The organism is uncultured Amnibacterium sp. (assembly GCF_964244015.1).
Taxonomy (GTDB): domain Bacteria; phylum Actinomycetota; class Actinomycetes; order Actinomycetales; family Microbacteriaceae; genus Amnibacterium.
The window spans coordinates 3,473-20,980 of sequence record NZ_CAXTHO010000038.1; the positions used below are offsets into that span (position 1 = coordinate 3,473).

General features: G+C 71.5%; 16 protein-coding genes and 1 pseudogene. 3 read left to right on the plus strand and 14 right to left on the minus strand.

Annotated features, from left to right (window positions below; translation table 11 throughout):
* Positions 1-110: 110 nt before the first annotated feature.
* The 6 genes and pseudogenes from dapF to recA all read right to left on the minus strand — a co-directional run.
* Positions 111-896: pseudogene (gene dapF / locus ACFE67_RS06340) on the minus strand (diaminopimelate epimerase); the annotation flags it as partial.
* An 11-nt stretch (positions 897-907) separates the two neighbouring features.
* A complete protein-coding gene (locus ACFE67_RS06345) occupies positions 908-2,065 on the minus strand; it encodes an MFS transporter (RefSeq protein ID WP_375406024.1) in 1,158 nt (385 codons plus the stop codon).
* A 92-nt stretch (positions 2,066-2,157) separates the two neighbouring features.
* Positions 2,158-3,078 (minus strand): tRNA (adenosine(37)-N6)-dimethylallyltransferase MiaA, encoded by a 921-nt coding sequence (gene miaA / locus ACFE67_RS06350; RefSeq protein ID WP_375406025.1) that lies wholly within the window; start codon positions 3,076-3,078, stop codon positions 2,158-2,160.
* A 9-nt stretch (positions 3,079-3,087) separates the two neighbouring features.
* Positions 3,088-4,605, minus strand: coding sequence for a tRNA (N6-isopentenyl adenosine(37)-C2)-methylthiotransferase MiaB (gene miaB, locus ACFE67_RS06355; RefSeq protein ID WP_375406026.1), 1,518 nt, complete (start codon positions 4,603-4,605; stop codon positions 3,088-3,090).
* Between the two features lie 44 nt (positions 4,606-4,649).
* On the minus strand, positions 4,650-5,282 hold the full coding sequence (locus ACFE67_RS06360) for a regulatory protein RecX (protein WP_375406027.1): 633 nt from the start codon (positions 5,280-5,282) through the stop codon (positions 4,650-4,652).
* A 3-nt stretch (positions 5,283-5,285) separates the two neighbouring features.
* Positions 5,286-6,407 (minus strand): recombinase RecA, encoded by a 1,122-nt coding sequence (recA, locus tag ACFE67_RS06365; RefSeq protein ID WP_375406028.1) that lies wholly within the window; start codon positions 6,405-6,407, stop codon positions 5,286-5,288.
* Positions 6,408-6,713: 306 nt separating this feature from the next.
* Between recA and ACFE67_RS06370 the strand changes: the two genes are divergently transcribed.
* Positions 6,714-7,634, plus strand: coding sequence for a cyclase family protein (locus ACFE67_RS06370; protein ID WP_375406029.1), 921 nt, complete (start codon positions 6,714-6,716; stop codon positions 7,632-7,634).
* Between the two features lie 193 nt (positions 7,635-7,827).
* Here the strand turns inward: ACFE67_RS06370 and ACFE67_RS06375 are convergent, their stop codons facing one another.
* The 4 genes from ACFE67_RS06375 to pgsA form a co-directional block, all read right to left on the minus strand.
* A complete protein-coding gene (locus ACFE67_RS06375) occupies positions 7,828-8,052 on the minus strand; it encodes a DUF3046 domain-containing protein (protein ID WP_375406030.1) in 225 nt (74 codons plus the stop codon).
* Positions 8,053-8,082: 30 nt separating this feature from the next.
* Entirely contained in the window at positions 8,083-8,418 is a 336-nt protein-coding gene (locus ACFE67_RS06380) for a helix-turn-helix domain-containing protein (RefSeq protein ID WP_375406031.1), read from the minus strand.
* Between the two features lie 162 nt (positions 8,419-8,580).
* Positions 8,581-9,066 carry a CinA family protein gene (locus tag ACFE67_RS06385; protein ID WP_375406032.1) on the minus strand — a complete coding sequence of 162 codons (486 nt, stop codon included), beginning with the start codon at positions 9,064-9,066 and terminating at the stop codon, positions 8,581-8,583.
* Positions 9,063-9,668 (minus strand): CDP-diacylglycerol--glycerol-3-phosphate 3-phosphatidyltransferase, encoded by a 606-nt coding sequence (gene pgsA / locus ACFE67_RS06390; protein WP_375406033.1) that lies wholly within the window; start codon positions 9,666-9,668, stop codon positions 9,063-9,065. The genes ACFE67_RS06385 and pgsA overlap by 4 nt, the downstream gene beginning before the upstream one ends.
* Positions 9,669-9,756: 88 nt before the next feature.
* On the opposite strand from pgsA, the gene ACFE67_RS06395 reads away from it, so the two are divergent.
* On the plus strand, positions 9,757-10,368 hold the full coding sequence (locus ACFE67_RS06395; protein ID WP_375406034.1) for a TetR/AcrR family transcriptional regulator: 612 nt from the start codon (positions 9,757-9,759) through the stop codon (positions 10,366-10,368).
* Entirely contained in the window at positions 10,365-11,471 is a 1,107-nt protein-coding gene (locus ACFE67_RS06400) for a glycosyltransferase (RefSeq protein ID WP_375406035.1), read from the plus strand. Before ACFE67_RS06395 ends, ACFE67_RS06400 begins: the two co-directional genes overlap by 4 nt.
* Positions 11,472-11,553: 82 nt before the next feature.
* On the opposite strand, the gene ACFE67_RS06405 is transcribed toward ACFE67_RS06400, so the two are convergent.
* The 4 genes from ACFE67_RS06405 to ACFE67_RS06420 all read right to left on the minus strand — a co-directional run.
* Entirely contained in the window at positions 11,554-14,430 is a 2,877-nt protein-coding gene (locus tag ACFE67_RS06405) for a DNA translocase FtsK (RefSeq protein WP_375406036.1), read from the minus strand.
* Between the two features lie 137 nt (positions 14,431-14,567).
* Positions 14,568-16,244 (minus strand): ribonuclease J, encoded by a 1,677-nt coding sequence (locus ACFE67_RS06410; protein WP_375406037.1) that lies wholly within the window; start codon positions 16,242-16,244, stop codon positions 14,568-14,570.
* Positions 16,244-17,212, minus strand: coding sequence for a 4-hydroxy-tetrahydrodipicolinate synthase (gene dapA, locus ACFE67_RS06415; RefSeq protein ID WP_375406038.1), 969 nt, complete (start codon positions 17,210-17,212; stop codon positions 16,244-16,246). The genes ACFE67_RS06410 and dapA overlap by 1 nt, the downstream gene beginning before the upstream one ends.
* A 68-nt stretch (positions 17,213-17,280) precedes the next feature.
* Positions 17,281-17,508 (minus strand): FAD-dependent thymidylate synthase (locus ACFE67_RS06420; protein ID WP_375406039.1); only part of this gene is annotated, 228 nt, incomplete at its 5' end.

A 17,508-nucleotide genomic window follows, 5' to 3' on the forward strand; every position in this document is an offset into this window, starting at 1 on the left:
CGTTCGCCTACAACGGGTTCCGCATCACCTTCCAGATGGCCGGGGAGGGTTCTGCGAACACGAACTCCGCGCACGTCAAGGACGTGCTCGCCGTCCTCCGCCGCGAACATGCGGACGCCGAGTGCACCGCCCGGCACCGTGACGCGCCAGTCGTTCGGCGCCCCGCGGCCGGCCCAGTACCGGGTCGCGAGTGCGGCCGCGACCGCTCCGGTCCCGCAGGAGAGGGTCTCGCCGCTGCCCCGCTCGTGCACGCGCAGGCGGATGCGCGCGATGCCGTCCTCCACGAGCGGATCGGAGGGGCGCACGAGTTCGACGTTCGCGCCAGCCGCAGGCGGCGGATCGAGCACCGGAGGCGACGAGAGGTCCGCTGCCGCGAGCTCGTCGTCGTCCGCGAGCGCGACGACGACGTGCGGGTTCGGGACGTCGATCGAGAGGCCCGGCCGGATGACGTCGACGCCCGCGATCCGCACTGCGACGTCGTCCGACCCGAGGGTCCACCGGCCGAGGTCGACGGCGAAGCCGGTCGCGGTCCGCTGCACGGTCATGACGCCGCCTCGCGTCGCGACGGCCAACGTGCCTCCTGCGGGCAGCTCGGCCAGACCCTCCGCGAGGAGGAAGGCGGCGAAGACGCGGATGCCGTTGCCGCACATCTCGGAGACGGAGCCGTCGGCGTTGCGGTAGTCCATGAACCACTCGACGTCGGGGTCGTCGGACCCGGCGATCGGGTCCTTGCCCACACGCACTGCGCGCAGCAGGCCGTCCGCACCGATGCCGACGTGCCGGTCGCACAGCCGGGCGACGTCACTCGGAGCGAGGTCGAGCTCCCCGTCGGGATCGGCGACGAGCACGAAGTCGTTCCCGGTGCCGTGCCCCTTCGTGAATCGGAGCTCGGTCATGGCACCGGAGCCTATCGAGCGTGCGCCTCGGGCCCCGCCGGACGGCCGACGCCGTGCGGCGGGCGCGCGGTGACGAGCAGCGCCGCGACCGCTGCTGCCGAGAGCAGGAGCGACGCGAGCACGAAGGCCGTGTCGGGCTCGACGCCCGCGACGAGCGAGCCGGCGGCCGCGCCGATGATGAGCACCGCGATCTGGAGGGAGAACACCGCGGACACCCGGCCGGCGGGCACGAACCGGTCGAGCCCGAGCGCACCGCCGAGCGATTGGACCGCCGTCACCACGCCCAGCACGACCGCGGCGGGCACCGCCGAGAGACCGGCGCCGAACAGCAGGTAGACGATCGCCATCGCCGCTGTACCGCCGACGAGCAGGCGGAACGCGTGCCGGGATCCGACGCGACCGCCGATGAGGACCGCGCCGCCCACCTCCGCGAGCGCGAGGGCGGCGAACGCCGCACCCGACGTCGCGGCGCCCGACCGGACCGGGACCAGCACCTGCAGCGTGCCGATCCCGAAACCGGCCGTGGCTGCGACGCCGAGGAGCACGAGCACGCCCGATCGCACGACCCGCACCCGCCCGCGGGCGGCCGGAGACGGCTCGATGACGACCCGCCGCCGCCCGCGCTCCGCGACCACGACGAACCCGGCGGCGATCAGCCCGCCCACCGCCGCGATCGGCGGCGCCCACCGGACGAGACCCGCCGCAGCCAGACCGGCCGCGACGAGCGGCCCGAGTGCGATGCCGGCCTGAAACAGCACGTTGACGAGCGCATAGGCACCCGGCCGGTCGGAGCCGGGCAGCGTCCAGGCGAACCGCCCGCGCACGGCCGGGGTGATCGCGGGGATGGCGATGCCGGCGAGCGCGGCGCCCGCGAGGCGGCCGTCGCCCTCGAGCAGCACGGCGGCGACGATCCCGAGCGCGGCGAAGGCGGGCAGCAGCCGGGTCGCCCGCACCCTGGCGAGCAGCGCACCCTGCGTGACGACGCCGAGTGCGTTGCCGATGCCGAAGACGGCCGCGACGAGACCCGCATCGGCCGCGCTGCCGCCACGGTCGAGGGCGCCGAGCACGATCGCCAGCGGCCACATGCCGATCGGGATCGCCCCGACGAACGCGGCTAGCAGTGAGATGGAGGTCGGCGGATGCCGCAGCAGTCGGCCGTAGGTGCGCACAGGGGTCCTTCGAGAGACCCACCCACCCGGGAGAGACTGCTCCCTCAGGGGGCCGCTCGCGCGGCCCGCCCCCAGGATACGGCCGGGCGGGGTCAGGTGATGGCCCCCGACCTGGCGAGCACCCGAGCCGCGCCGTCCTCCCCCAGCCCCTCGATCCGGACGGCCTCCTCGTCGCGCGTGAACCAGGCGCGCTGACGCCGGACCAGCCGCCAGGTCAGGCGCGTCGTGTCGGCGAGGCCCTCCTCCGCCGTCATCGTGCCGCCGAGCACGGCGACGGCCTGCGCGTAGCCGATCGCCCGGGAGGCGGTCTGCCCGTCGGCGAGCCCGAGCGGCAGCAGGCCCCTGACCTCGTCGAGCAGGTCCCCCGACTCCCACATCCGCCGGGACCGCAGTACGAGACGCTCCGCGAGCGGCTCGTTCGGAACGTCGACGAGGAAGCGGACCGCCGGTCGCCAGAGCGGCGCGGCGTCCGGCAGGGACGCCGCGAACGGACGCCCGGTGAGCGTCACGACCTCGAGCGCGCGGATCACCTTCCGGAGGTTCGCGGAATGGATCCTGCCCGCCGCCTCCGGATCCTCCTCGGCGAGGCGACGCCAGAGCGCGTCCGGCCCGAACGCATCCGCCTCCTGCTCGAGCCGGGCACGCAGCTCGGGGTCCGTCGCCGGGAAGTCGAGCTCACGCGTCACGGACTCGAGGTACAGCCCCGAGCCGCCGACCAGGATCGCGACGGCCCCGCGAGTCTCGATGTCGGTGATCGCGGCCCGTGCGGCATCGCGGTAGACGGCGACGCTCGCGGTCTGCGTGACGTCCCACAGGTCGAAGCAGTGGTGCCGGATCCCACGGCGCTCGGCGACCGGCAGCTTCGCGGTGCCGACGTCCATCCCGCGGTAGAGCTGCATCGCATCGGCGTTGACGATCTCGGCCGCGCCGCCGGCAGCGGCGATCGCCTCAGCGACATCGAGCGAGAGGCCGGTCTTCCCCGTCCCCGTCGCGCCGGTCAGGACCAGCAGCATGCCGGCCCGCTAGCGCAGCAGCGGTCGGCCGAGGCCCGGAAGCCCGAGCTGGATCGCCCGCGACCCGGCCTCGGGGGCCGCGCACGACGCCGCCTCCCTGGCGTCCCACGCATCGCCGGCCCGGGTGCGCTCGAGCCGGTGCTCGCCGTCCGGCGCGACGTCCGCGATCAGGAACGCGGGAGCCGCATCGGTCACCGCGACCGTGACGAGGTCTCCCGGTCGCGGCCGGATGGCGCCGTCCGGCAGCCCGACATGGACGAGTCGGTTGTCGCGCGCGCGTCCGGTCAGCCGGTGCGTCGCGCCGTCCTTGCGCCCCGCGCCCGCACCGACGAGCACCTCCACCGACCGGCCGACGACCTCGCGGTTGCCCGCCCAGGAGAGCCGGTCCTGCAGCGCGGTCAGCCGCTCGTACCGCTCCTGCACGATGTGCTTCGGCACCTGATCCGGCATCGTCGCGGCCGGGGTCCCCGGTCGGATCGAGTACTGGAACGTGAAGGCCGACGCGAATCGCGAGCGCTCCACGACGCGGAGGGTGTCCTCGAAGTCCTCGTCCGTCTCTCCGGGAAAGCCCACGATGATGTCGGTGGTGATCGCGGCATCGGGGATGCGGTCCCGCACCTCGTCGAGGATGCGCAGGTACCGGTCCGACCGATAGGACCGGCGCATCGCCTTCAGCACCCGGTCACTGCCCGACTGCAGCGGCATGTGCAGCTGGGGCACCACCACCTCGGTCTCCGCCATCGCGTCGATGACGTCGCTGGTGAATGCCGCCGGGTGCGGGCTGGTGAAGCGGACGCGCCGAAGGCCCTCGATCGAGCCGCTGGCCCGCAGGAGCTTGCCGAAGGCCAACCGGTCGCCGAACTGCACTCCGTAGGTGTTCACGTTCTGACCGAGCAGGGTGACCTCGATCGCACCGTCGTCGACGAGCGCCCCGATCTCGGCGAGCACGTCGCCAGGACGGCGATCCTGCTCCTTCCCGCGGAGCGACGGGACGATGCAGAACGTGCAGGTGTTGTTGCAGCCGACCGCGATCGAGACCCAGCCGCTGTACGTCGAGTCGCGCTTCGTGGGCAGCGTGGAGGGGAACACCTCGAGGGACTCGAGGATCTCGACCTGCGCCTCGTGGTTGTGCCGCGCCCGCTCCAGCAGCCGCGGCAGCGCGCCGACGTTGTGGGTGCCGAAGACGACGTCGACCCATGGCGCCTTCTCGACGATCGTGGACCGGTCCTTCTGCGCCAGGCAGCCGCCCACGGCGATCTGGAAGCCGTCGTGCTCCCGCTTGACCTTCGCGAGCTGGCCGAGGTTGCCGTAGAGACGGTTGTCCGCGTTCTCCCGCACCGCGCACGTGTTCAGCACCACGACGTCCGCCTGCTGCCCGGCGACCACCGCCACGTAGCCGGCCGCTTCGAGCGATCCCGCGAGCCGTTCGGAGTCGTGCACGTTCATCTGGCAGCCGAAGGTACGCACCTCGTAGGTGCGCACGTCGATGCCGCGAACGGGCTCGTCGAGAAGGTCGGTCGCGGTCACCGGAGCAAGTGTACGAATCGGCGGCGGGATCGACGACGACGCGATCAGCGCCGACCTGCCCCCTCGAGCGCGGCGCGGACCGCGACACGCACCGAGGAGCCGGAGTAGCCCTTGCGCATCAGATACGCGGTCAGACGGCGTTCGGCGACGGCGGGCGCGAGCGAGCCGAGGCGTCTCGCCCGATCGTCAGCGACCTCCTGCAGGCGCGCCTCCGCGGTCTCGTCGTCCTCGGCCTGCTCGGCCAGCACGGCGTCGACGACCGACTGCGGCACGAGCCGCCCTCGAAGCGCCGATCGGATGGCCTGGTCGCCCAGCCCTTTTCGCTCGCGGAGCCGGTCGACCACCCGGGCCGCGAACGCCGCGTCGTCGATCAGCCCCGCGCGCCGCAACCGTTCGAGCTCGGCCTCGACGACATCGTCGTCGAGACCCTTGGCGACGAGCTTCGCGCGCAGCTCGCCCTCGGACGCATCGTGCCGGGTGAGGGTGGCGACGGCCACGTTCTCCGCCCGCCGCGAGGTCCTCGTGGACTCGCGCTCATTCGCGGGGGCCGCGCCGTCGTCGACGCCGGGCACGGCCCATCTCGGCTCGTCGACGGGCTCGACCGACTCCTCGACGACCGCGGGAGGCGCCGGAGCGCCTCCCCGCCCGGGGTCCGGGAACCTCAGCAGGTCACCCATGTGTCAGGCGCCGACCTTGCGCGCGATCGGGGTCCGCGCCTGGATGGACTCCACCGGTGCCGCCGCAGCACCGGCCGCAGCTGCGGCCTTGTCCGCCGCTGCCTTCTCATTCGCGGCCTGCTGCTTGTACGGACCGACGCCGAGCTTCTTCAGGATCTTCTGCTCGATCTCGTCGGCCATGTCCGTGTTCTTCAAGAGGAAGTCGCGGGCCTTCTCCTTGCCCTGGCCGAGCTGGTCGCCCTCGTACGTGTACCAGGCGCCCGACTTCTTGACGATGCCGTGCTCCACGCCGAAGTCGATCAGGCTGCCCTCGCGGGAGATGCCGACCCCGTAGAGGATGTCGAACTCGGCCTGCTTGAACGGCGGCGCCATCTTGTTCTTGACGACCTTGACGCGGGTGCGGTTGCCGACCGCGTCGGTGCCGTCCTTGAGCGTCTCGATCCGCCGGATGTCGAGCCGGACCGAGGCGTAGAACTTCAGCGCCTTGCCGCCTGCGGTCGTCTCGGGGCTGCCGAAGAACACGCCGATCTTCTCGCGCAGCTGGTTGATGAAGATCATCGTCGTCTGGGTCTGGTTCAGCCCGCCGGTGAGCTTGCGGAGCGCCTGCGACATGAGGCGTGCCTGCAGACCGACATGGCTGTCGCCCATCTCGCCCTCGATCTCGGCCTTCGGCACGAGCGCCGCGACGGAGTCGATGACGATCAGGTCGATCGAGCCGGACCGGATGAGCATGTCCGCGATCTCGAGGGCCTGCTCGCCCGTGTCGGGCTGGGAGACGAGCATCGCGTCGATGTCGACGCCGAGCTTCTTCGCGTACTCGGGGTCGAGGGCGTGCTCCGCGTCGATGAACGCGGCGATGCCGCCGGCCTTCTGAGCGTTGGCGATCGCGTGGAGCGTCAGCGTGGTCTTGCCCGAGGACTCGGGACCGTAGATCTCCACGATGCGGCCGCGCGGCAGGCCGCCGATGCCGAGCGCGACGTCGAGCGCGATGGAGCCGGTCGCGATCACCTCGACGGGGGCGCGGTCGTCGCTGCCGAGGCGCATGACCGAGCCCTTGCCGAACTGACGGTCGATCTGAGCGAGCGCGGTCTCGAGGGCCTTCTCGCGGTCGGTGGTGGATGGCATGTTCCGGTCTCCTCATGTTCTGCCCCGGTCTTCCCGGGGAGTCGGCTGCCCATCGGCTGTCGTCCCGATGCGGAATCGACAGGGCTGGCGGCACTCCGCCTGTCTGATCCGACTGTACGAACCCCCTCCGACAGCGGATGGCGGAGGGGCACCGAGGGGCCGGATCAGCGTCAGGAGCACCTGGGGAGGAGCGTATGTGCTCTCGAACACGACTTCGACCGACACGCCGCGAAAGGATGACATCCATGTCATTCGCGTTCGAGTGATCGGAGGACCGATGTCGGAGCGAACTGTGAGGGTGGCCGCGTGACCGACCACCGAGCCCACTTCGACTTCACCATCGCCTTCGTGAACGGCGGCGGCGTCTCCGGCGACGCCTTCCGACTCGACCTGCCGTCCGCGGCCGCCGATGAGGAGGGGGTCGGTCGCCTCCTCATCCGTCACCTGGGGCTCACGCTGGTGGACTCGATCGAGATCCGGGACCTGCGGATCGTCGAGGATCAGCACCGCGGCAGCCGGGGGACGGTACCGCCCCCGTCCGGCAGCGATGTGCGCGTCGTCGATCTGAGCCACCGCATCGTCGCCGGGATGACGACCTACCCCGGCCTGCCGGCTCCCGAGATCACGCCGTACCTGACCCGAGCGGAGTCACGGGCCCGGTACGCAGCCGGCACCGAGTTCGCGATGGACCTCATCACGATGATCGGGAACACCGGCACCTACCTCGATGCCCCGTTCCACCGCTACGCCGACGGCGCGGACCTGGCCGGCCTCGATCTCGCGACCCTCGTCGACCGGCCCGCGGAGGTGTTCCACCTGGTCGACGGCTGGAGCCCCGAGCGGCGCGGTATCGAGGCCGAGACGCTCGCGGACCGCGAGCTGCTCGGCGCAGCGGTGCTGCTGCACACGGGCTGGGACCGACGCTTCGGCGAGGCCGACTACGGACGGAGCGCGCCGTTCCTCACCGAGGCCGCGGCCCGCTTCCTGGTGGACGCAGGCGTCGCGCTCGTCGGCATCGACTCGGTGAACATCGACGACGTGGAGTCGGGCGGCTCCCGGCCGGCGCACTCGGTGCTGCTCGGCGCAGGAGTCCATGTCGTGGAGCACCTCACCGGGCTGGGCGGTCTGCCTGCCCGGGGCGCACGCTTCACCGCCGCCCCGCCAGCGGTCTCGAACTTCGGGACCTTCCCGGTGCGGGCCTACGCGACCGTCCCCCGCGGCGAATGACCCACTCCGCCGCCCTCGCGCGGTACTCCGACCACGACGCGCGGTAGGTGCACCTCTGCGCGGTGGGCGGACCGACCGCGCGACGGTCACGAGTACAGCGCGACGCCGTCTGCACGGGAGACGGACGACTGGATGGGATGCAGACGCGCGCGGGCCCGGCAGCCGTGCGGACGCCTCCTCGACAGGAGCGGGGTCAGGAGGAGTGGACGGGGCGCCCTCGGCCGTGCCAGCGCTCTCGCGGCACCTCGTTGGCGCGGCAGAGCGCGACCCAGACGTCGCCGGTGGGCACGCCGGCGGCGAGCGCCTCCGCCGATGTCCGGCCGCCGAGCTCGTCGATGACGAGACCGCTCACCAGCACACGACCCTGGCTCTCACCGAACTCGTCGTCGACGGCGAGCCGAAACTCACTGACCTTCACCGAGAGGGCTCTGAATCGGGATGGAGGCGGTCAGTGCGCGACCAGGTCGGGGCGGCGCATGCCGTCCGCGACGAGACCGCGCGTGTACCGCTCACCGAAGTCGGCGGGGAGCGCGTCGGGGACGTCGAGACCCTCCAGCACCGCGAGACGATCCCCGACCTCGCGCATGATGACCGATACCGGGGTGTCCAGCGCATCGGCGACCGAGGCGATGATCTCGCTGGACGCCTCCTTCTGACCGCGTTCGACCTCGGAGAGGTAGCCGAGGGCCACGGAGGCCTTGCTCGCGACCTGACGGAGGGTGCGGCCCTTCTGCAGACGGAAGTCGCGCAGGACGTCGCCGAGCTCTTGACGAACGAGAACCATGTGTCCCCTCCTTCTCGAAAGTGTGCGGTGCGACCTGTCGATGGTTCGGAGCCACCGGGGAAGCGGACGGTCACTGTACCCCGGACGACCTGTCGCAACGCTAGGGCCGCCCGCTGACACCGTGGTGCCGACGTGCCAGAAGTAACGGGATCGAAACCTGCGCTATTCCGCGTGCTGCAGCGCCTCCAGCAGGGTGCTCAGGGCGAGCGCGACCGCACCGTCCCGCACCGCGACGCGATCGCCCGGCAGCGTCGCACCCCTGGCGATCAGCCGCTCCCCCACGGCGACGCCGACCCACACGGTGCCGGCCGCCGTGCCGTCCTGGCTTCCCGGCCCGGCGACGCCCGTGGTCGAGACCCCGACGTCGGCAGGTCTGCCGTCGACCGCAACGACCCGGCGGACGCCGTCGGCCATCTGCCTGGCGACCTCCGGATCGACCGGTCCCTCACGCGCCAGCAGGTCGCCGTCGACGCCGAGGACCGTGCCCTTGACCGGCGTCGCGTACGCGACGACCGCGCCGAGCAGCACCGCGGAGGCGCCGGGCACCCGCACGAACGCGTCGGCGAGCAGCCCACCGGTGAGGGACTCCGCGACGGCGAGCGTGCGACCGTCGGCGCGCAGCAGGTCCAGGACCGCCGCTGCGCTCATCCCCGGTTGAGGCGGCGGTCGTCGACGAGGTACTGGATGCCCGTGAGGATCGTGACCACGAACGCGGCGGCCATGACGACGGCGTTCACCCAGTCGAACCAGGATCCGAGGAGGGCGGGGAACGGTGCGAGGGCGAGGGCGATCGCGACCGACTGCAGCACCGTCTTCGTCTTGCCGCCCTTCGAGGCGGGGATCACGCGCTTCGACAGCACGGCGAACCGCCAGACGGTGATGCCCACCTCGCGCACGAGGATCGGGATGGTCACCCACCAGGGCAGCTCCAGCAGCACCGACAGCGTGACCAGCGCGGCGCCCGTGATCGCCTTGTCCGCGATCGGGTCGAGGATCTTGCCGAGGTCGGTGACGAGGTTGCGGCTGCGGGCCAGGTGCCCGTCGACGGCATCGGTCGAGATCGCGACGACGAACAGGGCGGTCGCCGCCCACCGCAGCGCGCCTCCCTCCGCCCCCGCCAGCAGGAGGAGGACGAAGACGGGCACGAGCACGATCCGCACGAACGAGATCAGGTTCGGCACGCTCCACGTGCTCACCGGCCCGTCGCCGGCGCGGAACATCCGCGGCTTGATCGCGTCGGTGCTGCTCATGCCTGCAGGGTACGCGCGCGGACGGTGCGGGCACCCGTTCCTGTTTTTGGTGTGAACGTCTATTGACGCGAAATCCGGATGGGAGTAGATGTCGACTCCGATGACATCCCCGCGCACCTATCGCATGACCGCGCGCGGCGAGGCGGTCGCCGCGACCCGGCGACGCATCCTCGGCGCGGTGCAGGCAATCGCCTACGACGAGCTCGACTTCGAGCCGACTCTGGACTCGATCGCCGCCCGAGCCGGGGTGAGCGTGCAGACCGTCCTCCGCCACTTCGAGACGCGGGAGGCCACATTGGCTGCGGCGGTCGAGGCAGCCACGGAGGAGATCGTCGCGGAGCGCCGACCTCCCGCCGGCGACGTGGACGCGGCGCTCGGCACGCTGCTGCAGCACTACGAGCTCCGGGGCGACTTCGTGCTGGCGATGCTGGCTCGTGAGCGGACGGATCCGGCGATCGCCGCGGTGGCGGACACGGGGAAGCGCGAGCACCGGGCGTGGGTGGAGGCGGTCTTCGCCCATCGCCTCCCGTCGGGCGCGCACCGGCGGGAGGAGACGGTCGACCTCCTCGTCGTCGCCACCGACGTCTTCGCCTGGAAGCTGCTCAGGCGGGACCGACGCCACTCGGTCGCGACGGTGCAGCACCGCATGCGGACCATGACCGACGCCCTCCTGGCGTCCCCTCGGGAAGGAACCCCATGAGCACCGCGCTGATCGTCACCGCCGACCTCGGCGGCAACCTGCCGCCCATGATGCGGATCGGACGGGAGCTGGCGAGCCGAGGATGGCGGGTCGTCGTCACCGCGGAGGACCGACTGCGCACCAGGATCGAGCGCGAGGGCTTCGAGCACCTCCCGTCGGCCGGGATGGCCTACGACGCGGCGCTCGACCGCTCGACCCTCGCCAGCCTGCGGGACGTCCCGCGCCTCTGGGCCGATCGGGTGCGGGGACGCGACGCGATCGCCGCGGCGAGCCGGATCGGTGCCGACGTGGTGGTCGTCGACGTGCTGCTGGTCGGCGCGCTCGCCGAGCTGGAGTCGGCGTCGGTCGCGACCGTCGTCGTTGCGCACTCGACCTGGGAGGGGGTGCGCCTTTGGCTCGGCGGCCCGCTGGGCGTGCTGATGCGCCTCCACGGCGTGCGCCCGATGCACACGGTCGGCAGGGCCGACCGGGTGCTCGTCGCAAGCGACGAACGGCTCGGCGCGCGGTCCGCGATGCCGAACAACGTCCGGGTCATCGGTCCGGTGCTGCAGGAGGTGCCGGTTCCCACCGGCCCGTCGTCGGAACGGCCGCTCGTGCTGGCGTCGTTGAGCACGGTCGCCTTCCCCGGTCAGCGGGACGTGCTGCAGCGGCTGCTCGACGCGGTCGGCGGGATGACGATTGACGTGGAGGCCGGAACCGGGTCGGCGGTCGATCCGGCGGGGTTGCGGGTCGCCGCCAACACCACGCTCAGCCGTCTCGTGGATCACGGCTCGCGGATGCCGGCGGCGACGGCGGTCGTCTCGCACGGTGGCCACGCGACGACGGTCCGCGCGCTGGCTCACGGCCTCCCGATCCTGTTCGTCCCGATGCATCCGATGATGGATCAGCCGCGCATCGCACGGGCGGTGGCCGAGCAGGGCGCTGGTCTCGTGGTGCCCAGGAGCGCGTCGCCCGAGCGGATCCGGTGCGCCCTCCGACGCCTGCTCGACGAACCGTCGTTCCGGATCGCCGCCGGACGCCTTGGAGCCGACTTCGTCTCGGCGGACGGTGCGCGCCGCGCCGCCTCGGAGATCGAGGCGGTCGTCGGACACGTCCCCGCCTGATGGACGGGCGCCGGAAGCCCGGCCCCCGCCACCGCTACTCGCAGTCGGCCCTCCTCGCGGTCTGCCCTCCTCGCGGTCGGCCCTATTCGCGGTCGGTCAGGGACCAGGCGTCCTCGGACGCCTCGTCGGAGGAGGAGCCGTCGTCGAAGTAGTCGAGCGCGACCTTGCCGCCACCGCCCGCGGAGGCGCCGTTGCCCGGCATGCCGCGGATGGCGGCGAGGGTCTCGGCCAGCTGGTCGCCCGGCACGAGCACGTCCCGCGCCTTCGACCCCTCCGAGGGGCCGACGATCTTCCGCGACTCCATCAGGTCCATCAGGCGCCCGGCTTTCGCGAAGCCGACCCGCAGCTTGCGCTGGAGCATCGACGTCGAGCCGAACTGCGTCGTCACGACCTGCTCGACCGCGGCGAGCAGCAGCTCCATGTCGTCACCGATGTCGCCGTCGATCTCCTTGGTCGGCGCGACCTCGGCCACGTCGACGCGGTAGTCGGGACGGGCCTGGTTCTTGACGTGCTCGACGACCTTGGCGATCTCCGCCTCGTTGACCCACGCGCCCTGGATGCGGACCGGGTTCGCGGAGCCCATCGGCAGGAACAGCCCGTCGCCCTGGCCGAGCAGCTTGTCGGCGCCGACCTTGTCGAGGATGACGCGGCTGTCCGTCGACGAGCTGACCGCGAAGGCCAGCCGGCTCGGCACGTTCGCCTTGATCAGGCCGGTGACGACGTCGACCGACGGGCGCTGCGTCGCGAGCACGAGGTGGATGCCCGCGGCGCGGGCGAGCTGCGTGATGCGGACGATCGAGTCCTCCACGTCACGCGGCGCGACCATCATCAGGTCGGCCAGCTCGTCGACGACGACGAGGAGGTACGGGTACGGCGAGAGCTTCCGCTTCGAGTCCGGCGGCAGCCGGATCTCGCCGTTCGCGATCGCGCGGTTGAAGTCGTCGATGTGGCGGAACCCGAACGAGGAGAGGTCGTCGTACCGCATGTCCATCTCCTTCACGACCCACTGCAGCGCCTCCGCCGCCTTCTTCGGGTTCGTGATGATGGGGGTGATGAGGTGCGGGACGCCTTCGTACGCGGTCAGCTCGACCCGCTTCGGGTCGACCAGCACCATGCGCACCTCCTGCGGCGTCGCACGCATCAGCAGGCTGGTGATCATCGAGTTCACGAAGGACGACTTGCCGGCACCGGTCGCACCGGCGACCAGGAGGTGGGGCATCTTCGCGAGGTTCGCGACGACGTGGCCGCCCTCGACGTCCTTGCCGATGCCGATGGTCATCGGGTGCTTCGAGTTCCGTGCCGCGGGCGAGCGGAGCACGTCGCCGAGGCTGACGATCTCCTTGTCCTCGTTCGGGATCTCGACGCCGATCGCGCTCTTGCCGGGGATCGGCGACAGGATCCGGACCTCGTTCGAGGCGACCGCGTACGACAGGTTCTTCGCGAGCGCGGTGACCTTCTCGACCTTGACACCGGGACCGAGCTCGACCTCGTACCTCGTGACGGTCGGGCCGCGCATGTACTCGGTGGCACGGGCGTCGACCTTGAACTCGTCGAGCACGCCCTGCAGCGACCGCTTGATCCGCTCGTTCGCCTCGCTCTTCGCCTTCGGCGGTGAGCCGGGCGCGAGCGCGTGCTCGGGAGGCAGGCGGTAGGCGCCGGCGGGCGTCTGCGCCCGGAAGTCGCTGTGCTCGGACTCGGCCGGCGCCTCGGAACGCGCGGGCGCCTCCTCCTCTGTCGTCTCGGCGATCGGCGCGGCGGCGGAACGGGCCGGCGCGGTGCGGGCGACGGGCTCCTTGCCGGAGACGATCTCCTCGAAGGACTGGAACTCGAAGTCGGGGTCGTCCTCCGGCTCGGTGCGCTCCCAAGCGGGCTGCGGGTCCGGCTCCCGGAAGGGCGATTCCGGTGCTCCTGTCGCCGCCATCCCGGTCGCCCCTGCGAACAGGTCGTCGGTCGGTGCGACGGGGGCGGCGGGCTCGCCCTTCTCGTCGATGAGCGGGGTGTCGAACGCCGGGTCCGGCGTCTTGACCTTGCCGAGGCGCCACCATGCCTGGCGCTCGCCGCGGGCGGGCTGCTCGCCCTCCTCGAGGCCGAGGGAGGCGAGTTCGGCGCCGTGCACATCGTCGCCGACCGCGTCGGGCGTCGCGGATTCGGCCTTCGCGCCGCGCTTCGGCTTCGCGGCGGCCGGTGCGGCCTCCTGCACGGGCTCGGGTGCTGCGTCGAACAGGTAGCGGTAGAGGGCGCGGAGGCGCTGGGGCAGCTGCGTCGGCGGCGTCTTCGTGAGCACGAAGAGGCTGAGGACGAGGGCGACGGCCGCGATGGAGGCGGGCAGCGCCGAGCTGCCCTCCGCCAGCGCCTCGAGCGGCGTGACGACCAGCCAGCCGGCAACGCCTCCACCGGCGGCGAGCTTCTCGAACTGCTCCGGCTGGGGGTTGTTCGCGACGACCTGCGCGATCGTCGAGGCGCTCACGACGAGCATCGCCGAGCCGACGCCGATCCGCCCGTTGTCGTGGACCGTCGCCGGGTGGCGGAACAGCCAGAGCGCGAGGAGCGCCATGAACACCGGCAGCCCCACCGAGATCAGGCCGAAGAGGCCACCGAAGGTATACAGGTGCACGGCCTTCGCGATCGCGTTCGAGCGGAGGAACCATTCGACGGCACCGCCGATCACCGCCAGCAGGATCAGGAGGAACGGCACGCCGTCGCGGCGCTGCTCCTTCTGGAGGCTCTCCGGTCCGAACGTCCGCGCGGCGCCTCCGGCGACGTGAGCCAGGCCGAGGTACGCGCGGGTCGCGACGGTGTCCTGATCCTGCCGGACGTAGGCCTTCGTTCGGGTGCTCGTCGCACCCCCGCGCGGCCTCGTCGACCGGCCAGTGCCGGTTCCCGCGCGCGCTCGCGTCGTCGTGCCTGCGCTCCGGGCGACGGCCCTGCGGTCAGCGTCCTTCCCCCTGGGTGCAGCCATGGCGATCAGGCTAGATCCGCCCACCGTCGGCGACGAGGAGGCGGTCACCCCCTGATCGGGGGCACAGCAGAGCCCACGGCCCAGAACTCTCCGTTTTGTAGGCAGGTCCTGCCTACAAAACGGAGAGTCGGTGCGGATCAGGCCGCGACGACCACCGGGACGATCATGGGGCGGCGGCGGTGCTTCGTGTTGACCCAGCGGCCCACCGTGCGGCGCACGACCTGCCCGTAGGCGTGGAGGTCCTTCGTGCCGTTGCTGCTGGCTTCGCGGAGCGCGTCGACGATCTGCGGACGGACCTTCGCGAAGACCTCCTCATCCTCGGCGAAGCCGCGCGCGTGGATCTCGGGACCGACCACGCAGCGCCCGGTCGCCGGGTCGAGGGCGATGAAGATCGAGATGAAGCCCTCCTCCGCCAGCGTCCTGCGGTCCTTCAGGTCGGCGTCGGTGATCTGGCCGACACTGGAGCCGTCGACGTAGACGAACCCGAGGTCGTACTGCCCGACCACGCGGGGCACGCCGTTCTTCAGGTCGATCGCGGTGCCGTTCTCGGCGATGATCACGTTCTTCTCGGCCACGCCGGTGTCGATCGCGATCTTCGCGTTGGCGACCTGGTGGCGCACCTCGCCGTGGACCGGGATCGCGCCCTTCGGCTTGATGATGTTGTAGGCGTACATCAGCTCGCCCGCGGCGGCGTGGCCGGAGACGTGGACCTTCGCGTTGCCCTTGTGCACGACCGTCGCACCGAGCTTCGTCAGCCCGTTGATCACGCGGTACACCGAGTTCTCGTTGCCGGGGATGAGGCTCGAGGCGAGGATCACCGTGTCGCCCTCGCCGATCTCGATGGAGTGCTCGAGGTTCGCCATGCGGGACAGCACCGCCATCGGCTCACCCTGGCTGCCGGTCGACATGTAGACGATGCGGTCGTCGGGCAGCTTCTCGGCCTGCTTCAGGTCGACCAGCACGTTCTCCGGCACCTTCAGGTAGCCGAGGTCGGCGGCGATGCCCATGTTGCGGACCATGCTGCGGCCGAGCAGCGCGACCTTGCGGCCGTTCTTGTGGGCGGCGTCGAGCACCTGCTGCACCCGGTGCACGTGGGAGGAGAAGCTCGCGACGACGACGCGGCGCGGGGCGCGGCGGATGACGTCGTCGAGCACCGGTCCGATCGAGCGCTCGAGCGGAGTGAACCCGGGCACGTCCGCGTTCGTCGAGTCGGCGAGGAACAGATCCACGCCCTGCTCGCCGAGCCGGGCGAAGGCGCGCAGGTCGGTCAGCCGGTCGTCGAGCGGCAGCTGGTCCATCTTGAAGTCGCCGGTGTGCAGGACCGTGCCGCCGGCGGTGCGGATCGCGACCGCGAGCGCGTCGGGGATCGAGTGGTTCACGGCGACGAACTCGAGCTCGAACGGGCCGAGCTTCTCGATCCCGCCACCCTTCACCGTCAAGGTATAGGGCTTGATGCGGTGCTCCTGCAGCTTCGCCTCGATGAACGCGAGGGTCAGCGCGGAGCCGAGCAGCGGCAGGTCGCGCTTGAGACGCAGGAGGTAGGGGACGGCACCGATGTGGTCCTCGTGGCCGTGCGTGAGCACGACCCCGACGACGTCGTCGAGCCGATCCTTGATCGGGGCGAAGTCAGGGAGGATCAGGTCGACCCCGGGCTGGTCCGTCTCCGGGAAGAGGACCCCGCAGTCGACGATCAGCAGCTTGCCGTCGATCTCGAAGACCGTCATGTTGCGGCCGACCTCACCGAGCCCGCCCAGCGGGACGATGCGCAGGGTGCCGTTCGGGACCTTGCCTGGCACGGGGAGCGGATCGCGCATCAGCGGGTCGTCCCGGCGACCTTGGGCAGGGCGCCACCGGCGGCCGCGTTGCGGTCCGGCCGGAAGTTCTTGAAGTCTGCGCCGGCCACATCGTGCACCAACGCGAGCTCGTCCTCGATCACAGCGGCTTCCGCCTCCTCAGGTCCGACAAGTGGCAGCCGCACACGCGGACTGCCGATACGGCCGAGGCCGTGCAGTACGTATTTCGCGGCGACGGTGCCGGGAACGTGGGTCATGATCGCCCGCACGAGCGGCTCGAGCAGGCGGTGCTGGGCGGTCGCGGTCGCGAGATCCCCGGCGTTCACCGCGTCGACGATCGCGCGGTACGGCGCGGCGGCCACGTTGGCGGTCACGCCGATCAGGCCGGATGCGCCGATCGCGAGGTGCGGCAGGACGTTCGCGTCGTCGCCGGAGAAGTAGAGCAGGTCGGTCTGGTTCAGCACCCGGCTGACCTCGCTGAAGTCCCCCTTGGCGTCCTTGACCGCGACGATGTTCGGGTGCTGGGCGGCACGGATGATCGTCTCGTACCTGATCGGCACACCGGTGCGGCCGGGGATGTCGTAGAGGATCACCGGCAGATCGGTCGCGTCCGCCACCATTCGGAAGTGCGTGAGCAGACCCGCCTGGGTCGGCTTGTTGTAGTACGGGGTGACGATCATCACGCCGTCGGCGGCGTGCGCCGATTTCCGGTACAGCTCGATCGCGTGCGCGGTCTCGTTCGAGCCGCCGCCCTGGATGATCTTCGCGCGACCGGAGGCGACGTCGCGGGCGACCTCGACGAGGCGCAGCTTCTCGGGGTCGGTCAGCGTCGACGTCTCGCCGGTCGTGCCGGACACGACGATCCCGTCGGCCCCTGCGGTGATCACGGAGTCGATGTGCCGCTCGACACCGGGCCAGTCGACCTCGCCGTCGGCGGTGAACGGCGTCACCAGCGCGACGAGCACCTGGCCGAACGGGTTCTGTAACACGGGCGTCGATCCTACCTACGGGCGGCTGTCGATGGCCGCGCCGCCTCTGCGGCGGCGCCGCCGTGGGATCACGGCGCGACGCGGCCGTTCTTCGTGAAGGCTGCGTGCGTGTGGGGCATGAGGGTCGCCCACTGCGCCTCCATCGCCTCCGCCACGAGCTCGATCTCGCGCTGCGGGAACGACGGCACGGTCGCCTCGGGGTGCTTCGTGCGCAGGGACAGGAAGTTCATCAGGCTGCGGGCGTTCATCGTCACGTACATCGACGAGAACAGGTTCAGCGGCAGCACGATCCGCGC